The organism is Mycobacterium kyogaense (assembly GCF_036946525.1).
Classification (GTDB): domain Bacteria; phylum Actinomycetota; class Actinomycetes; order Mycobacteriales; family Mycobacteriaceae; genus Mycobacterium; species Mycobacterium kyogaense_A.
Genome location: NZ_JAQIIY010000007.1, coordinates 38,613 through 53,627 on the forward strand (window position 1 = coordinate 38,613; position 15,015 = coordinate 53,627).

Annotated in this window: 14 protein-coding genes; 2 read left to right on the forward strand and 12 right to left on the reverse strand. The window is 67.5% G+C overall.

Features of this window, described 5'->3' with window-relative positions; translation table 11 throughout:
* Positions 1-2: 2 nt before the first annotated feature.
* The 8 genes from PGN37_RS04445 to fadD5 all read right to left on the reverse strand — a co-directional run bounded on the left by PGN37_RS04445 (position 3) and on the right by fadD5 (position 10,151).
* Positions 3-1,148: a virulence factor Mce family protein gene (locus tag PGN37_RS04445; protein WP_335329825.1), complete on the reverse strand. Its 1,146-nt coding sequence runs from the start codon at positions 1,146-1,148 to the stop codon at positions 3-5.
* A gap of 2 nt (positions 1,149-1,150) precedes the next feature.
* Entirely contained in the window at positions 1,151-2,782 is a 1,632-nt protein-coding gene (locus PGN37_RS04450; RefSeq protein WP_335329826.1) for a virulence factor Mce family protein, read from the reverse strand.
* A 16-nt stretch (positions 2,783-2,798) separates the two neighbouring features.
* On the reverse strand, positions 2,799-4,382 hold the full coding sequence (locus tag PGN37_RS04455; protein WP_335329827.1) for a virulence factor Mce family protein: 1,584 nt from the start codon (positions 4,380-4,382) through the stop codon (positions 2,799-2,801).
* Entirely contained in the window at positions 4,379-5,410 is a 1,032-nt protein-coding gene (locus PGN37_RS04460; RefSeq protein WP_335329828.1) for a virulence factor Mce family protein, read from the reverse strand. The genes PGN37_RS04455 and PGN37_RS04460 overlap by 4 nt, the downstream gene beginning before the upstream one ends.
* Positions 5,407-6,624: an MCE family protein gene (locus PGN37_RS04465; protein ID WP_335329829.1), complete on the reverse strand. Its 1,218-nt coding sequence runs from the start codon at positions 6,622-6,624 to the stop codon at positions 5,407-5,409. The genes PGN37_RS04460 and PGN37_RS04465 overlap by 4 nt, the downstream gene beginning before the upstream one ends.
* A gap of 2 nt (positions 6,625-6,626) precedes the next feature.
* The gene (locus PGN37_RS04470) at positions 6,627-7,496 is read right to left on the reverse strand and encodes an MlaE family ABC transporter permease (protein ID WP_335329830.1); all 870 of its coding nucleotides are present in this window, start codon (positions 7,494-7,496) and stop codon (positions 6,627-6,629) included.
* A 1-nt stretch (position 7,497) separates the two neighbouring features.
* Positions 7,498-8,295 carry an MlaE family ABC transporter permease gene (locus tag PGN37_RS04475; RefSeq protein WP_335329831.1) on the reverse strand — a complete coding sequence of 266 codons (798 nt, stop codon included), beginning with the start codon at positions 8,293-8,295 and terminating at the stop codon, positions 7,498-7,500.
* A 218-nt stretch (positions 8,296-8,513) separates the two neighbouring features.
* Positions 8,514-10,151, reverse strand: coding sequence for a fatty-acid--CoA ligase FadD5 (gene fadD5, locus PGN37_RS04480; RefSeq protein ID WP_335329832.1), 1,638 nt, complete (start codon positions 10,149-10,151; stop codon positions 8,514-8,516).
* A gap of 145 nt (positions 10,152-10,296) precedes the next feature.
* On the opposite strand from fadD5, the gene PGN37_RS04485 reads away from it, so the two are divergent.
* Entirely contained in the window at positions 10,297-10,989 is a 693-nt protein-coding gene (locus PGN37_RS04485) for a GntR family transcriptional regulator (protein WP_335329833.1), read from the forward strand.
* Here PGN37_RS04485 and PGN37_RS04490 read toward each other — a convergent pair.
* Genes PGN37_RS04490 through PGN37_RS04500 form a run of 3 tightly spaced genes read right to left on the reverse strand, consistent with a single transcriptional unit; the run spans position 10,986 to position 13,170 of the window.
* Complete coding sequence (locus PGN37_RS04490) at positions 10,986-11,426, reverse strand: SRPBCC family protein (RefSeq protein WP_335329834.1); 441 nt, start codon at positions 11,424-11,426, stop codon at positions 10,986-10,988. The two genes, PGN37_RS04485 and PGN37_RS04490, sit on opposite strands and share 4 nt — an antisense overlap.
* Positions 11,427-11,456: 30 nt before the next feature.
* Positions 11,457-12,392 (reverse strand): mechanosensitive ion channel family protein, encoded by a 936-nt coding sequence (locus PGN37_RS04495; protein ID WP_442932845.1) that lies wholly within the window; start codon positions 12,390-12,392, stop codon positions 11,457-11,459.
* 22 nt (positions 12,393-12,414) lie between these two features.
* Positions 12,415-13,170: a DUF72 domain-containing protein gene (locus PGN37_RS04500; protein WP_335329835.1), complete on the reverse strand. Its 756-nt coding sequence runs from the start codon at positions 13,168-13,170 to the stop codon at positions 12,415-12,417.
* Between the two features lie 71 nt (positions 13,171-13,241).
* On the opposite strand from PGN37_RS04500, the gene PGN37_RS04505 reads away from it, so the two are divergent.
* On the forward strand, positions 13,242-14,315 hold the full coding sequence (locus PGN37_RS04505) for a M42 family metallopeptidase (protein ID WP_335330081.1): 1,074 nt from the start codon (positions 13,242-13,244) through the stop codon (positions 14,313-14,315).
* Here the strand turns inward: PGN37_RS04505 and PGN37_RS04510 are convergent.
* On the reverse strand, positions 14,312-14,968 hold the full coding sequence (locus tag PGN37_RS04510) for a TetR/AcrR family transcriptional regulator (RefSeq protein ID WP_442932853.1): 657 nt from the start codon (positions 14,966-14,968) through the stop codon (positions 14,312-14,314). The genes PGN37_RS04505 and PGN37_RS04510 overlap by 4 nt on opposite strands.
* Between the last annotated feature and the right edge of the window lie 47 nt (positions 14,969-15,015).

The window sequence follows — 15,015 nt, forward strand, 5'->3', positions numbered from 1 at the left end:
GCTCACTCACCCCTTTCCACCAGCGGTCCACCCGGAGCGTCGTGCGGGTTCGGGGTGAACCGCACATCCGGGATCATCGTGTTCGGATCGCGGCCCCACGACTGCTCGAGTGCCCGGAGCATGCCCGAGACTCCCGTGCCGCTCAGGATGCCGTTGTCGATGGCCGACAGCGTCAGATCCACCAGGATCGAGACGTTGATGTAGTCACCGCGAACCACCTTCGGCACGTTCTCGATGCTGAACGGTGCGGTGAAGATGAGCTTCAGCGCACCGAGCAGGTACGGCCCGGCCTTACCCAGCTCCCGCAGCGGACGCTGCAGGTTGGCCAGGTTGGTGTTCAGGTCACCGCTGGCCGGCGACAGCGCATCGTCGGCGGCGTTGCTGATCCGGCCCAGCGCCTGCACCGCGTCGGCGAACAGATCGCGAGTGTCTGCGAAATGCTTGATCAGCGGCGGGAACTCGGTCAGCACCTGGTCGAGGGTGTCGTTGCGCTGCTCGACGATCGAGAGCAACCGGTTCGTCGAATCGATGGCCCGGGTGATGTCGTCGCGCTGCTGGTTCAGCTGGTCGGTGAACGTGTCGAGCTTGCCCAGGAAATCCCGGATCTGGTCGGACCGGCCGTTGAGGACGTTGAAGATCTCGGTCTGGATGGTCTCCAGGTTCGACACCCCGCCACCGGTGAGGATCGACGCGATGCTCGCCAGCACGCGCTCGGTCGTCGGGAAGGCCGACGCGTTCTTCAGCGGGATGGTGTCGCCGGTCTTCAACTTCTCCGGGGACGGGTCCGGCGGAGCGTCGAGCTGCACGTGCTGCGAACCCAGCAAGCTGGTCTGGCCGATCTTGGCCAGCGTGTTCTTAGGCAGCTGCACCGTGTTGTCGAGGTCCAGCGTCAGCGTGGCGACCCAGTTCTTCAACTCGATCGACCGCACCCGGCCGACGTACACGTCGGCCACCCGCACCCGGCTGTTGACGTTGAGCGCCAACGTATCCGGCATCTGCACGTAGATCGTGGTGTGGTCGGGACCGGTACCGGGCCCACCGGGCAGCGGCACGTTCGCGATGCCCTTCCAGGAACCACACGAGGTCAGCACCACGGCTGCCGCGCCGAGCGCCACCGCGCGTCGGCTCAAAGTCGCCAAGCGTCCCACGGTCAGCCTCCCGCCTCAGCCGGCAACAACGGACCCGACGGAGCGGCAGGCGCAGGGCCGGCCGGCGGTGCCGCCGGTGCGATCGCCCCCAGCGGATCGCCCGGGATGACGCCCGGTGCGGGTGCCGGCGGGGGACCCGGCTGTGGATACCACGGCGGGGGCAGCGGGTTGTTCTCGTTGTAGGCGTTCGGCGGGCCGGGCAGACGCCCGTTGTTCACACCGAATGCCGGCGGAGCCGGAGGCGCCACGATGTCCGGGCCACCCATCAGCTCGGCGAGCGAATCCGGGGTCAGCATGTTCTGCGTGAACGGCTGCACCTCGACACCCTGCATACCGGGTGCGACGACCCAGCCGGGTTCGTGGTTGCCGTGCGAGAACAGCGTGTCCCTGGAGAAGATGCCGGGCACGGTGGTGTCCTTGTATCCCGGAGGCGGCTGCAGGCGCGGCTCGGAGTACGCGATCTGCTTGGGCAGCGTCATCGCCGCCTGCAGCTGGTTCGCGCCGAACGGCAGGTAGTTGAACTTGATCGCGTCCAGGATCGGTCCGAGGTACTGCGCACACAGCTCGGAGGACTCCTGGTAGCCGAGCCGGCTGCCGGCCTGGATCGCGCTGCAGATGAACTGCATCGGGTTGGCGAAGTTGTTGATCACCGGCATACCGACGATGCCGCCCGAGTTCGGCGCGGAGATGTTCACGACGTTGGCACCCAGGTTCGGGAACACGTGCAGACCGGTCTCCAGGCCGTCGCGGGGCTCGGGCTGCAGGATCGCGTTGGTCACGTCGGCGAGATTGTCGACATCGTGGGCGAGCACCTCGCCGTTCTTGCCGATGAAATCCCTTGTGGTGGTGAGCAACTGGTTGAGGTCCTGCAGCGCGTCGGCCACCTCGCGGTCGGTGTTGGTGAACGCGTTGGTGAACTTGGCGAGGTCGTTGTTGAGCGCCACGAACTGCTGATCGCTCTTGTACAGCGCGTTGACGAACAACGCGAGGCTCTTGACGACGCTGAACAGGTCGCCGCGGCCCTCGTTGAGCGCGAACAGCGCGTCCGACAGACCCTTGAGCGTCTTGTTCAGCTGCTCGCCCTTGCCGGCGAAACCGTCGGCCGCGGACTCGATGATGTCGCCGAACGGGCCCTTGGGCTGCGCGGGCGTGGGACCGAGATCGGTGAGCAGCTTGTCCAGGGAGTCGCGCAGATCGTCGTACTCGACCGGCACCTGGGTGCGGTCCAGATTGATGACGGCGCCGTTCTCCATCACCGGTCCACCCGTGTAGGGCGGGGCGAGCTGGATGGTGCGGGAGGCGACCAGGCTCGGATTCAGGATCGAGGCGGTGGCGTTGGCGGGGACCTTGAACTTCTTGTCGTAGTTGAAGGTCACCTTCATCTTGTCGCCGTCGGGCTCGATCTTCTCGATCTTGCCGACCTGCACACCCATGATCTGCACCTTGTCGCCCGGGTAGAGCGCGAGGGTCTGGGTGAAGTACGCGGTCACGGTGTTCTTCGTCAACCGCTGGTAGGCCTTGAATCCGAAGAACGCGGCCACGATCGCGGCGATCAGCACCACGGTGCCGATCACCAGTGCCGTTCGGGACACGCCCGGCACCTTCAGGTTTCGTACGTTGAAGATCGTCGACATCTAGCTCTGCACCCCCTTAACCTTGCGAGCCCGGCGGCAGGAACGGTGGATTACCCGGCAGCAGCGGCTGGCCCGCCGGGGCCGGCTGCGGACCCGGACCGGGTGGCGGCGGCGGACCGTTCAGGGCCGGCGGCAGCGGCGCGATACCGGGGGTGAAGTCCGGCGGCGACGGCTGCGGCGCCAACGGCACCGTGCGGGCTCCGGGCGGAGCGGGCGGAAGCGGAGGCATCGCCCCGGGCACGTCCGGTGACAGCTGACCCGGGATCGCGGCGGCAGGCACACCCGGAGCGGGCTGCGGCCCGTTCGGATTGGGTGCCGAGGTCGCGACGTTGGGGCCCTGGCCCTCGTAGTTCGGGCCGTACGGGTTGTCGCCGTAGGGGCCGACGCTCAGCCCGGCGCACGGCAGCGGGTTCCCCGGCCGGGGCAGCCCGTCGGCGGGCGGGGTGTACGAGCACGGCGAGCCGGGCGCGACGGCAGGTCCCGGATTGTCCGGGGTGCCTTCCAGCGGCGTCGGGGCCGGCGGCGGGGCGCCGTTGGGGAAGCCGGTGCCGTTCGGATCCGGGAACCGGAACGCGGGCAGACCGGCGTTGCGCCAGAACTGCTCGGGATCGATGCCGCGCTTCTTGAACGCCGCGTCGACGTACGGCTGCAGAATCCAGTACGGCGCCAGGTTGGCCAGCATCACCTTGAAGTACGGGCCCGACGCGATCGCCTCGCCCAGCGACGCGGTGAACTTCGACAACGTGGTCAGCACGTCGACGAGGTCGAACTTGCGCTCGTTGAGCACGTCGCTGATGGTGCGCAGCTGCTCGAGCACGTGGTTGAGGTTCGGGTTGTCGTCGATGAAGCCCTTCACCTGGGCAGAGAACTTGCCCACGCGCTCCAGCAGCTGGCTGACGGCGTAGTTGCGCTCGTTGACGGCCGCGAGCAGCGTCTGCGCGTTCACGAACAGCGCGTTGATCTGCTCGCTGCGGTTGCCCAGCACACCGGCCACCCGGTTGGCGTTGCTCAGCAGTTGCTTGATCTGGTCGTCGCGCTTGCCGATGGTGTCGGAGAACCTGGACACCCCGTCGAGAGCGGCGGACAGGTGCGGGTACGTCTGGTCGATGGTCTCGGACAGCACGTTGAGCGAGTCGCGCACCGTCTTGGTGTCCCAGCCCGACGCCGAGTTGCTCAGGTCGAAGAACGCGTCGTAGATCTGGTACGGCGTCGAGGTCTGACCCAGGGGCAGAGTGCCGCTGGCGGGCAGCGCCTCGTCACCGCGTGGCTCGATCTCGATATTGCGCCGACCCAGGATCGTGTCGGTGCGGATCGCGGCGCGACTCTTGGTGCCGATCTCGGTGCCGCCCAGCCCGAAGCCGATCACGACCTTGTCGCCGGAGATCTCCGTGGACCGCACCAGGCCGACGTCGACGCCGGCGATCCGGACCTTGTCACCGGCATTGATGCCGCCGGTATCGGAGAATTCGGCGTAGTACGTGGGCGTCGCGAACAGCATCGGCACATTGGTGAAGCTCTGCCCCACACCGATGACGATGATCAGCAGGATGACGCCCATCAACCCGCTGCGAACGCGGTTGGAACCCTCGAGGACTCTCATTGCGGTGTGCACCTACCCGAGGGCTGGCTCCACACCTTGACCGTGCGCACCGGCCCGCCGGGCTGGAGCCCGTTGAGCTTGAGTGTCACGTCGCAGGCGTAGAAGTTGAAGAAGTCACCGTAGATGCCACCGGCACGGCCGATGATCTTCAGCGCGGTCGGAACCCGGACCAGCAGGTCGTTGAGCTGATCCTTCTGATCGACCAGCGGCTGCTGGAGGATCTCGAGCTTGCTGGTGGTCTGCTGCAGCAGCGGCCGGTTGTCGGCCAACAGGTCGGCGATCGTCCCGGCGGCGTCGCTGATGTCGGCCACCGACTTGGCGATCGGATCTGCGCGATTCTTGAGCCCGGTGATCAGGGTCTCGAAGTTCTTGACCGTGTCGTCGAACTGCTGCTGGTGCTTGACGGTGGTGGCCAGCACGGTGTTGAGGTTGTTGATCACCTCACCGATCGCCTGGTCACGGTCGGCCAGCGCAGACGTCAGAGATGCCGTCTGGTCGAGGATGTCGTTGATGGTTCCGCCTTGCCCCTGGAAGACCGTCACGATCGACTGCGCAATGGTGTTGACCTTGTCCGGGTCCAGCGACTGAAACACCGGGCGGAAGCCACCGATCAGCGCGTCGAGGTCGAGGGCGGGCTCGGTGCGCTCGACCGGGATGGTGCCGCCGGGCTGCAAGCGGGTGTTGCTGTCACCCCGCTTGAGCTCCAGGTAGCGGTCGCCGATCAGGTTCAGGTAGCGGATCGAGGCGGTGGTCTCGTCGAACAGGTCGAGCGAGCGGTCCACGTCGAAGTCGACCTGGGCCTTGGTCCCGCCGTCGATCAGTTTGACGTCCTTGACCTTGCCGACCTCGACACCCGATGCGCGGACGAACTGCCCGGAGCGCAGGCCACTGGTGTTGGTGAAGACCGCCGAGTAGCTGTTGGTGCGGTCGAAGCGCATCTGGCCGAACACCACGATGATGAGCGCGGTGAACAGCAGCAGCACGAGGGAGAAGGCCCCCAGCTTGATCGCGGTTCCGGTGATTTTCATGGGTTGATCGTGTGCTCCCCGACTTGGCGGCCCCAGACGTACTCGGTGAGCAGCGGCTGGCCCAGTTCCAGGTGGTTGTACGGCGCGATCGAGGCTCCGGTGTCCATCACCAGGTAGGGCGACGGCCACAGATCGCGGGTGATGGGCTGCCAGCAGCCGGGGCGACCCTCGGGTCCGCCCTTCGCGTTCACGCGCGGGAGGTTGTCGGGGTAGACGTAGGCGTTACCGGCGCCCAACCCGATCAGCTCAGAATGCGTCCGCAGCGAGTAACCGTTGCCGCCCAGCGATGCGGCGACCTTCGGCTCGACGTCGTGGTAGTTGCGGATCGTGCAGAACAGCGCGGGGCTGTACTTGTCCAGCAGCGCCGAGGTGGGCACCAGATCCTTCAGTCCGCGTTGCAGGTAGGGGCCACCGCGCTCGAAGATGTCGCCGCCGGTGTTGCCGAACCCGACCGCGGCCATCAACGCCTGGTCGACGTTGCCCTGCTGCTCGTTGAGCGTGCGCGCGGTGGTGACCGCGTTCTGCAATCCGTCGAACAGGTCGGGCGCCGCGTTGGCGTACACCTCGCCGAGGTCAGCGAGCAGCTGGTTGTCGCGGCGCAGCTGCGGCATCTGCGGGTTGATCTCGTCCAGGATCTGGTTGCCGTTGACGATCGACTGGCCGAACCGGTCGCCGAGCCCGTCGAGAGCCTGCGCCGTCGCGGTCAGCGTCTGGTTCAGCTTGATCGGGTCGACCTGACCGGCGACCGACACCACGGTCTCGAAGAGGGTGTTGAACTCGGTGGTCACCTTGGTCACGTCGATGACGTCGGAGCTGTTGATCCGTTGCGGCGACGGGTCTTTCGGCGACGAGAACGACACGTACTTGTTGCCGAACACCGTGGTGGCGCTGATGTCGGCGTTGACGTTCTGGGGGATCAGGTCGAGGTACTTGGGGTTGACCTCGAGGATGATCTTGGCCCGGGGCTCGTCACCGACGGTGACCTGCTCGACCTCGCCGACCCGGCCGATCTCCACGCCGTTGTAGGTCACCTTCGAGCCCGGATCCATGGACAGACCGGAACGCGCCGAAATCATGGTCAGTTGGGTCCGCGGCAGGAAGTCGCCACGGAACTGGAGGAACACCAACACCAGCACGACGATCGTGATGAGCGCCAGGACGAGGCCGGCCAGCTTGTAGGGCGGCGTGCGCGAGCTGTTCACGGGTGCGGTCATGGCTACACCGTCAGGTTGAAGTTCGGGTCGACGCCGTAGAGCGCCAACGAAGCGAACAGGACCACACAGACGATCGCGATAAGAGAGGCGCGCATCGAGCGGCCGACGGCCTCGCCGACGCCGACGGGGCCGCCGCTGGCGTAGAAGCCGTAGTAGCAGTGGTTGAGCATGACGATGACCGAGATGATGACCGCCTGCACGAACGACCAGAACACGTCATCGGGCCGGAGGAACGTACGGAAGTAGTGCTCGTAGGTTCCGGTCGACTGCCCGTAGATCAGCGTCGTCGTGACCTGCGCCGAGAGGAAGCTCATGATGATCGCCATCGCGTACAGCGGGATGATCACGATGAAGCCCGCCACGATGCGCGTCGAGACCAGATAGGAGATGGACTTGATGCCCATCACCTCCAGGGCGTCGATCTCCTCGCTGATGCGCATGGCGCCCAGCTCGGCGGTGGCGCCGGCGCCGACGGTGGCCGCCAGCGCCTGGCCCGCGACGACCGGGGCAGCGATACGGACGTTGATCAGCGCCGCGAAGAAGCCGGTGAACGCCTCGACACCGATGTTGCCCAGCGAGGCGAAGCCCTGGATGGCGACCAGCGAGGACCCCGACAGCGTGACGAACCCGACGATGGCGACGGTGCCGCCGATGACGGCCATGGCGCCGGTGCCCATGCCGATCTCGGCGACCAGGCGGAGCATCTCTTTGCGGTAGTAGCGCATGGCGTGCCCGATGGAACCAACCGCGGTGACCACGAACCACGCGATGTGGCCCATCGAGTCGAGCCCGCGGGCGGGCGCGCCGGCCACCTTCTGGGCGGTAGCGACCCCGCGGGGGAACCGGGAGCGCAGAACAGCGCCAGTGGACATGTCAGCTCCCCGTTCCGAATTTGACGCCGATGGTGGTCAGCACGACGTTCACCGCGAACAGCGCGATCACGCACAGCACCAGGGTCTCGTTCACCGCGGTGCCGACGCCCTTCGCGCCGCCGGCGCACGTCAGCCCGCGGTAGCAGCCGACCAAGCCGGCGATCAGGCCGAAGGTGAGCGCCTTGATGAGCGAGATGAGCACCTCGGGCAAGCCGGTGACCAGGGTCAGCGTCGACACATACGCGCCGGCGGAGACGTTCTGCAGGTACACACCGAAGATGAAGCCGCCGACCAGGCCGATCGTGATGACCGCGCCGTTGAGCAGCATCGCGACGAACGTGGACGCGATCACGCGAGGCACCACGAGGCGGTGGATGGGATCGATGCCCAGCACCTCGAGGGCGTCGATCTCCTCGCGGATGGTGCGGGCACCGAGGTCAGCGCAGATCGCGGTGGACCCGGCGCCGGCGACCACCAGCACCGTCACGAGCGGGCCGAGCTGCGTGACCGCACCCAGCGCCGCACCGGCACCGGAGATGTCGGCCGCGCCGAACTCGGTGAGCAGGATGTTCAGCGTGAAGATGAGGAGCACGGTCAGCGGGATGGACACCGCGACCGTGGGCAGGAATGCGACCCGCAGCAGGAACCAGCTCTGCAGGATGAACTCGCGCCACTGGAACGGCGGCCGCAGCAGGGCTTTGCCCACCAGCACGCACATGCGCACGAAGCCGCCGACCGCAGTCAGCGCGGGCCTGACCTGATCGCGCACGTAGCCCGTCAGGTTGGAATTGGTCGTCACCGCGAAGTCTCCGCGACGCGATCATCGGAGATGTAGCGCACCGGCAGCACCTGTCGCACGCTCCCTTCCCGCCCCGACCCCATAGGTGTGAGACACGTCCTACTACCGGTCAGTAGTAAGACGGACCACCGGACTGTACCCGATGGTGGGGACGCTGCGTACCGCATCGGCGGGATTACGCACTCAACCGTTAGCACTGGCTCCCCCTCCGGCCGTATTCATCGTTGCCCCGTCGAAACCGTTGTCCGCGTGGAACTTTCGCGGACGTCAATCCCAGGCTGTGCAGAGAAGCGGTTCCGCAGCTCCGTCTTGAGCACCTTGCCTGCCGGGTTCCGAGGCAGCGCCTCGACGATTTCGAGGGCTCGCGGGTGCTTGTAGCGGGCCAGCCGCTCGGTCAGGAACTCATCCAGATCGGCGAGCGACAACGGTGCATCCCCCGCCGCCGTCAGCGAAGCCCGCAGCGCGACCACAGCAACCGGCACCTCTCCCCACTTCGGATCCGGGCGGCCGATCACAGCGGCCTCGGCGATGTCCGGGTGCGCTGCGAGCGCGTTCTCCACCTCGGCACAGTAGATGTTCTCCCCGCCCGAGATGATCATGTCCTTCTTACGGTCGACGACCCAGACGTAGCCCTCGTCGTCCTGGCGGACCAGATCCCCGGAGTGGAACCAGCCACCGGCGAACGCGTCCGCGGTCGCTTCGGGATTGTTCCAGTAACCGGCCATCAGGGTCGGGGCACGGTAGACGATCTCGCCGACCTGGCCCACGGGAACGTCGTTCATGTCGTCGTCGACGACGCGCGCCGACACCGTCGGGATCACCTTGCCCACCGAACCGAGCTTGCGCAGCGCGTCCTCGCCCAACAGCATGCAGGTCACCGGGGACATCTCCGTCTGCCCGAACGCCGCGAGGATCGCCGCGCCCGGGAACGTGTCAGCCATGTCGCGCAGCAGTGTGTCAGAAGCGGGGGCGGCACCCCAGGACAGAACCCGCAGCGCGAGGTCGCGGGGTTTGGCGTGCTGCGCCGCACAGACTGCCTGCCACTGGGCCGGCACCAGGAAGATGCCGGTCACCTTCTCCTCGGCGAGCACGTCGAGCAGCTGGTCCGGGTCGAAGGCGCCCAGCGGATAGATCACCGTCGGACGGCCGAGCATCAGTCCGACGATCGTGCTGCCGACACCGGCGATGTGGAACAGCGGCACACCGACGAACCCGACGTCGTGGTGGAGGTCGACGCCATTGGTGAACAGGTGCGTCATCGCCTGACCGGCCAGGTTGTTGTGCGTGAGCACCGCACCTTTGGGCCGCCCGGTGGTGCCGGAGGTGTACATGATCAGCGCCGGCGAATCGTCCGGCACGTCGACGGTGGGACACGGAGCGTTCTCGGCGAGCAGGTCCTCGTAGCCGAGCACCCCCGAATCGGTCTCGCCGCCGGCGACGACGACCGTCTGCAGCGTGTCGTCCAGGTCGCGCACCGCGGTGGCCACCCCTGCGAGGACGGGTTCGGTCACGACGATCGACGCGCTGCAGTCGGAGACCAGGAACGCGATCTCCGGCGGGGTCATCCGGAAGTTCACCGGAACCGCGATCGCGCCGAGCTTGTTGACCGCGATCGTCACCTCGATGAACTCGGGCCGGTTGAGCATCAGGATCAGCACCCGGTCGCCGGAGCCGACGCCGCGCTGGTGCAGCGCCCCGGCCAGCGCACTGACGCGGTGCTCGAGGTCGGCCCACGTGGTGGTGGCGCCCAGGAACCGCAGCGCAGTGGCACGCGGCTGCATCAGCGCATGCCGGGACAGCTGATTGGCCCAGTTCTGCCGCCGGGCCAGGTACGGCTGCTCCAGATCGGTTGTCACCAGGTTCGCTCCGTCGTCCCCTGAAAAATCGTGAGTTGCGCGGTGATGATATTTGATCAAACATTGTGTTGCCTCGGTCACACTATGGCTCAGGCGGCGCCGGGACAACCCGTCGCGCAGCCCCCGGGGAAAGGGCGTCGTCGCCATGACAGCTCCGGCCAGACCGACGCGGTCCGGCGCGGTTCGGCGGGAACAACTGTCCGATGAGGTGGCCACCCAACTGCGTACGGAGATCATGACCGGGGCGCTGCGGCCGGACACGTTCATCCGCCTCGACGAGACCGCCGCCCGGCTCGGCGTGAGCATCACCCCGGTGCGAGAAGCCCTGCGGACGTTGCGCGGCGAAGGAATGGTCGAGCTCGAACGCCACCGCGGCCACCGCGTGATGCCCCTGTCGCGCACCGACGTCGAAGACATCTTCTGGATGCAGTCGACGATCGCGCAGGAGCTGGCCGCCACGACCACTCGGCGCATCACCGACGCTCAGATCGACGAGCTCGTCGAGCTCAACGCCGCTTTGGCCGACGCCGTGCGCCGGGAGGACGACGACGGCATCGCGGCGGCCGAGTTCGCATTCCACCGTGCGGTCAATCGGGCCTCTGGACGGATCAAGCTGGCCTGGTTCCTGCTGCACGCCAGCCGCTACCTGCCGCCCCAGGTGTTCGCGTCCGACCGGAGGTGGGGCGCCGACGCGGTGGCCGGCCACGAAGTGATGATCGAGGCGCTGCGCCGCCGCGACGTCGACACGGTGGTGCGTCTGACCGAAGGCCAGTTCGCCGACGGGCTGGCCCGCCTCCTGGGTTATCTCGACCGGACCGGTCTGTGGGGGCCCGCCTAGGTCGCAGCGAGCTGCTCGGCGCGCGCCTTCAGATTGTCAGCGAGGTAGTCCAGGGTGTCGCTGATGGCCTTCTTGACCATCGGCTTGGGCAGCGGCAGCGTGGTCTCCACGTCGAGGTCGACGGTCAGCAGTGAGGTCGGCCCCATGGCCACGACGGAGAATTTCTGTTCCTGCTTCTCGAAGTGATCGCCCTGCTGCAGCATCGTGAAGATCTGGTTCTCGCCCGGGTAGTAGACGGCGGTGATGAACGTGCCCGCCTGGCCCTGCACCACCACGTCGAGTCGCAGCTGACTCGGCCTGCCGTCGGGGTAGCGGGCCAGGATCCAGCAGCCTTTGATCTCCTCGTTCCACTGCGGGTACGCCTCGAAGTCGGCGACGATCGCCATGATCGACTCGGCGGGGGCTGCGACCTCCACGGTCTTACTCACCAGCGGCATCGGCTGAGCATAGCGAGTGCGCATCGCGCCTCATGCCGACGTGGCGATGCCCTCCCGGCGCAGCGCGGGCACGACCAGCGCCCTCAGCTCGCGACCGACCTCGAACTGCTTGCCAGGCAGCGTGCGCGCCACCATCTGCACGTTGATGGTGTCCACCTTGATGCTTTCGACACCCATCACCTGGGGCTCGTCGAGCAGTAGATGCGAGAGCCGGTCGGTACGCAACGCCTGCGCGGACACGTCGCGAAGCACGTCGTTGACGGCGATGATGTCGGCGGTCGCGGGCAGTGGGATGTCGATCACCGCACGCGCCCAGTCCTTCGACAGGTTGAGTGCCTTGACGATCGTGCCGTTGGGGATCGTGTAGACCTCCCCGTCACCGGTTCGCAGCCGGGTGACCCGCAATGTGACGGCTTCGACCGTGCCGCGCGCGGTGCCGCCACCGGAGATGGTGAGCTCGACGAGATCCCCGAACCCGTACTGCCGCTCGGTGATCACGAACAACCCACTCAGCAGGTCGCCGACGATGCGCTGCGCGCCGAATCCGAGCGCGCCGCCGAGCACCGCTGCGGGCGCGACGAGGGAACCGATCGGAAAGCCCAGTCGCGCGGCGATGTCGAGCGCCACCCCGATGTAGACGAGCGTGATGAGCACCGAGGCGACCACCGAGGCCAGTGTCTGCCGGTACTTGACCCGCTCCGAGGGCGACGCATCGTCTCGGGTTGCGAGCCGTCGGCTGAGCCGGCGTGCGAGTGCGCGGATCGCCCGGGTGGCAAGCACGGCGAACACCACCACGAGCGCGATGTGCAGCCCGGTGGTCGTCAGCCACCGGACGATGGTGTCGATCAGCGCCCGGCGCTCCCCGCCGACGGAGGAAGCAGCGCGAGCGCAGAGATGTAGCCGTGCCGCGGAGCGGCCGTCGGGTAACCCGCGCGCACGAAGGCGCGCACTCGGGCGAGGATCCATGGGGCCTTCATGGCCGCTTGGTCTACCCCGGCGCCGACGCCCCCAAACCCAGGGCGGACTTGAGGTCGCGGGCGTTGCGGACCGCGTTTCCTCCGAGGTCGTTGTTGAAGTAGACGAGCACGTCGCGGCCCTGGCCGTCCCATTCCCGAACCCGGTGCGCCCACCAGCGCACGTCGTCGTCGCTGTAGGAACCGCCGTAGAGGGCACCGGGGTCGGGGCCGTGCAATCGCACGTAGACGAACGTGGCCGTCGCACGAAGTACGCACGGCAATCCCGCACCGCTCATCACCACATACGCCGCGCCGTGACGTTCCAGCACGTCGAACGCGGTCGGATCGTGCCACGACGGGTGCCGGAACTCCACGGCGAGGGGAATCGCGGCAGGCATGACGTCCAGGAACGCGTCGAGCCGGGCGAGGGTCTCCGCGTCGCGCTCCATCGTCGGCGGCAGCTGCACCAACAGTGGGCCGGCACGGTCGCCGAGCTCGCCCCACCCGCGGTGTATCCGCTCGACCCAAACGTCGGGAGACCGCAGCCGGCGTGCGTGCGTCAGGCCCCGGGGCGCTTTGACAGTCATCAGGAACCCGGGCGGCAGCTGGTCTCGCCAGCGGGCGAACCACGCGTCGGGCGACCACCGGTAGAAGCTGCCGTTCAGCTCGACGGTGTCGAACTCGGCCGCGTACCGGGCGAGTCGCTGCGCCGAGGGCAGCCCCCGGTCGTAGAGCACTCCGATCCAGTGGTTGTAGGACCACCCCGAGGTGCCGATCCGAATCGTCACATCGGGTCGGGTACCCCGCCGTGTCGAGGTCAGCGCCGTTTGAAGTGCACCGCACCGGCAATGGCTACGCCGTGATCTACCGGCCGCTCCTGCAGGAGCTCCTGTTCGCCTACGGGCCATGCGGTCAGGAGGACGCGGTGCGCGATATCTGCCGGAGGGAACTCACTCCCGTGGTCGACGAGACATGGACCGATCCCGCGGGCAACGTGATCGGGCTCGTGCGGGGCGGTTCATCCGAGAGCGATGCGCCAGCCGTGCGAGTGATGGCCCACATGGACGAGCTGTCGATGCTGGTCAAGCGGATCGATGCGGACGGCACCATCCACCTGACCCCGCTGGGCACCATGTATCCGGGCAACTTCGGGCTGGGACCCGTGGCCATCCTGGGCAGGCACACCACGGTGTGCGGGGTCGTCGCGCTGGGGTCCGAGCACACCACCCAGGAGAGCTCCCGGATCTGGCGGACCAAACCCGACCATGGTGACAAAGCCCTGGACTGGCCCGACGTGTATGTCTTCACCGGGCTCGATGCGACGGCCCTGCGCCAGGCCGGCATCGAGCCTGGCACCCGGGTCTGCGTGGATCGCACCAGGCGCACCGTCGTCGACGTCGGGCACGACTATCTCGGCTGCTACTTCCTCGACGATCGCGCCGCCGTCACGGCACTGCTGTGCGCGGCCCGCGACCTGAGCGCCGGGCCGGCGCCGGCGGGCGACGTCTACCTGGTGTTCACCACCGACGAGGAGGTCGGCGGCGTCGGGGGCGGCTATGCCAGTCGCACACTTCCGGGCGAGCTGACCCTCGCGCTCGAAGTCGGCCCGACCGAACCCGAGTACGGCACCCAGGTCGGCGGCGGTCCGATCGTCGCCTACAGCGACGCGCTGTGCGTGTACGACAAAGCCGTCGCCGACCGGCTCATGGACGTGGCCGACGAACTGGGGCTGGCACCGCAAGCTGCGGTGCTAGGAGCGTTCGAGTCCGACGCGTCCCACGCCAAGGCAGGAGGGCACACCCCCCAGGCAGGGCTGCTGTGCCTGCCGACGCTGAGCACGCACGGCTACGAGGTCATCGCCACCTCCGCGATCCCCGCGATGGTCAGCGTGCTGACGGAGTTTCTGCGCAATCTCCGGCGCCCGGCGGACTAGGTGCCCGAGCGGGCCTGCGCCTGGTCCACGCCGAGCGGGGTGGTCTCCCGCACGGCCTCGTCGCGGATCAGACCGCGCAGCAGCGCCGTGCTGAACTCGACGGCGATCTCCTGGGCGGTGCGGCGACCGTGCGGGCGCAGCCAGCGGTAGGACCCCAGGGTCATGCCGATGTAGCCGAGTGCCAGAACGTGGGAGTCGCAGTCGTAGAACTCGCCGCTGGCGATCCCGCGGTCGATGACGTCGCGGACGTGCTCGTAGACCTGGCTCTCCTTCTCCCGGATGTAGGCCACCTGCTCGTCGGTGAACCACTCGGTGATGTAGGGGCCTTCCTGGAAGTACACGGCGGCGCGTTCGATGTTGCCGGCGATGCCGACCAGCAGCCGCCGGGTGAAGTGGTAGATCGTCTCGCGTGCCGACGCCGACGGGTCGTCGTGCAGTGCGTCGACGGTGAAGTCCGCGGCGCCCTTGTAGATGTCGTAGAGGATCAGGGCCTTGCTCGCGTAGTAGTGGTAGACGGTCGCCTTGTTCAGACCGACGGCGTCGGCGACATCGTCCATCCGGGTGCCGTGGTAGCCGCGCGCGGCGAACAGCCTCGTGGCGACGGCCAACAACTCTTCGCGACGGGACATCCCGTTGCCCGTCCCGGGCGGCACAGCGGTCTCAGACATGGTGACTCACTCTAGAAGGGACCCGACGGTCC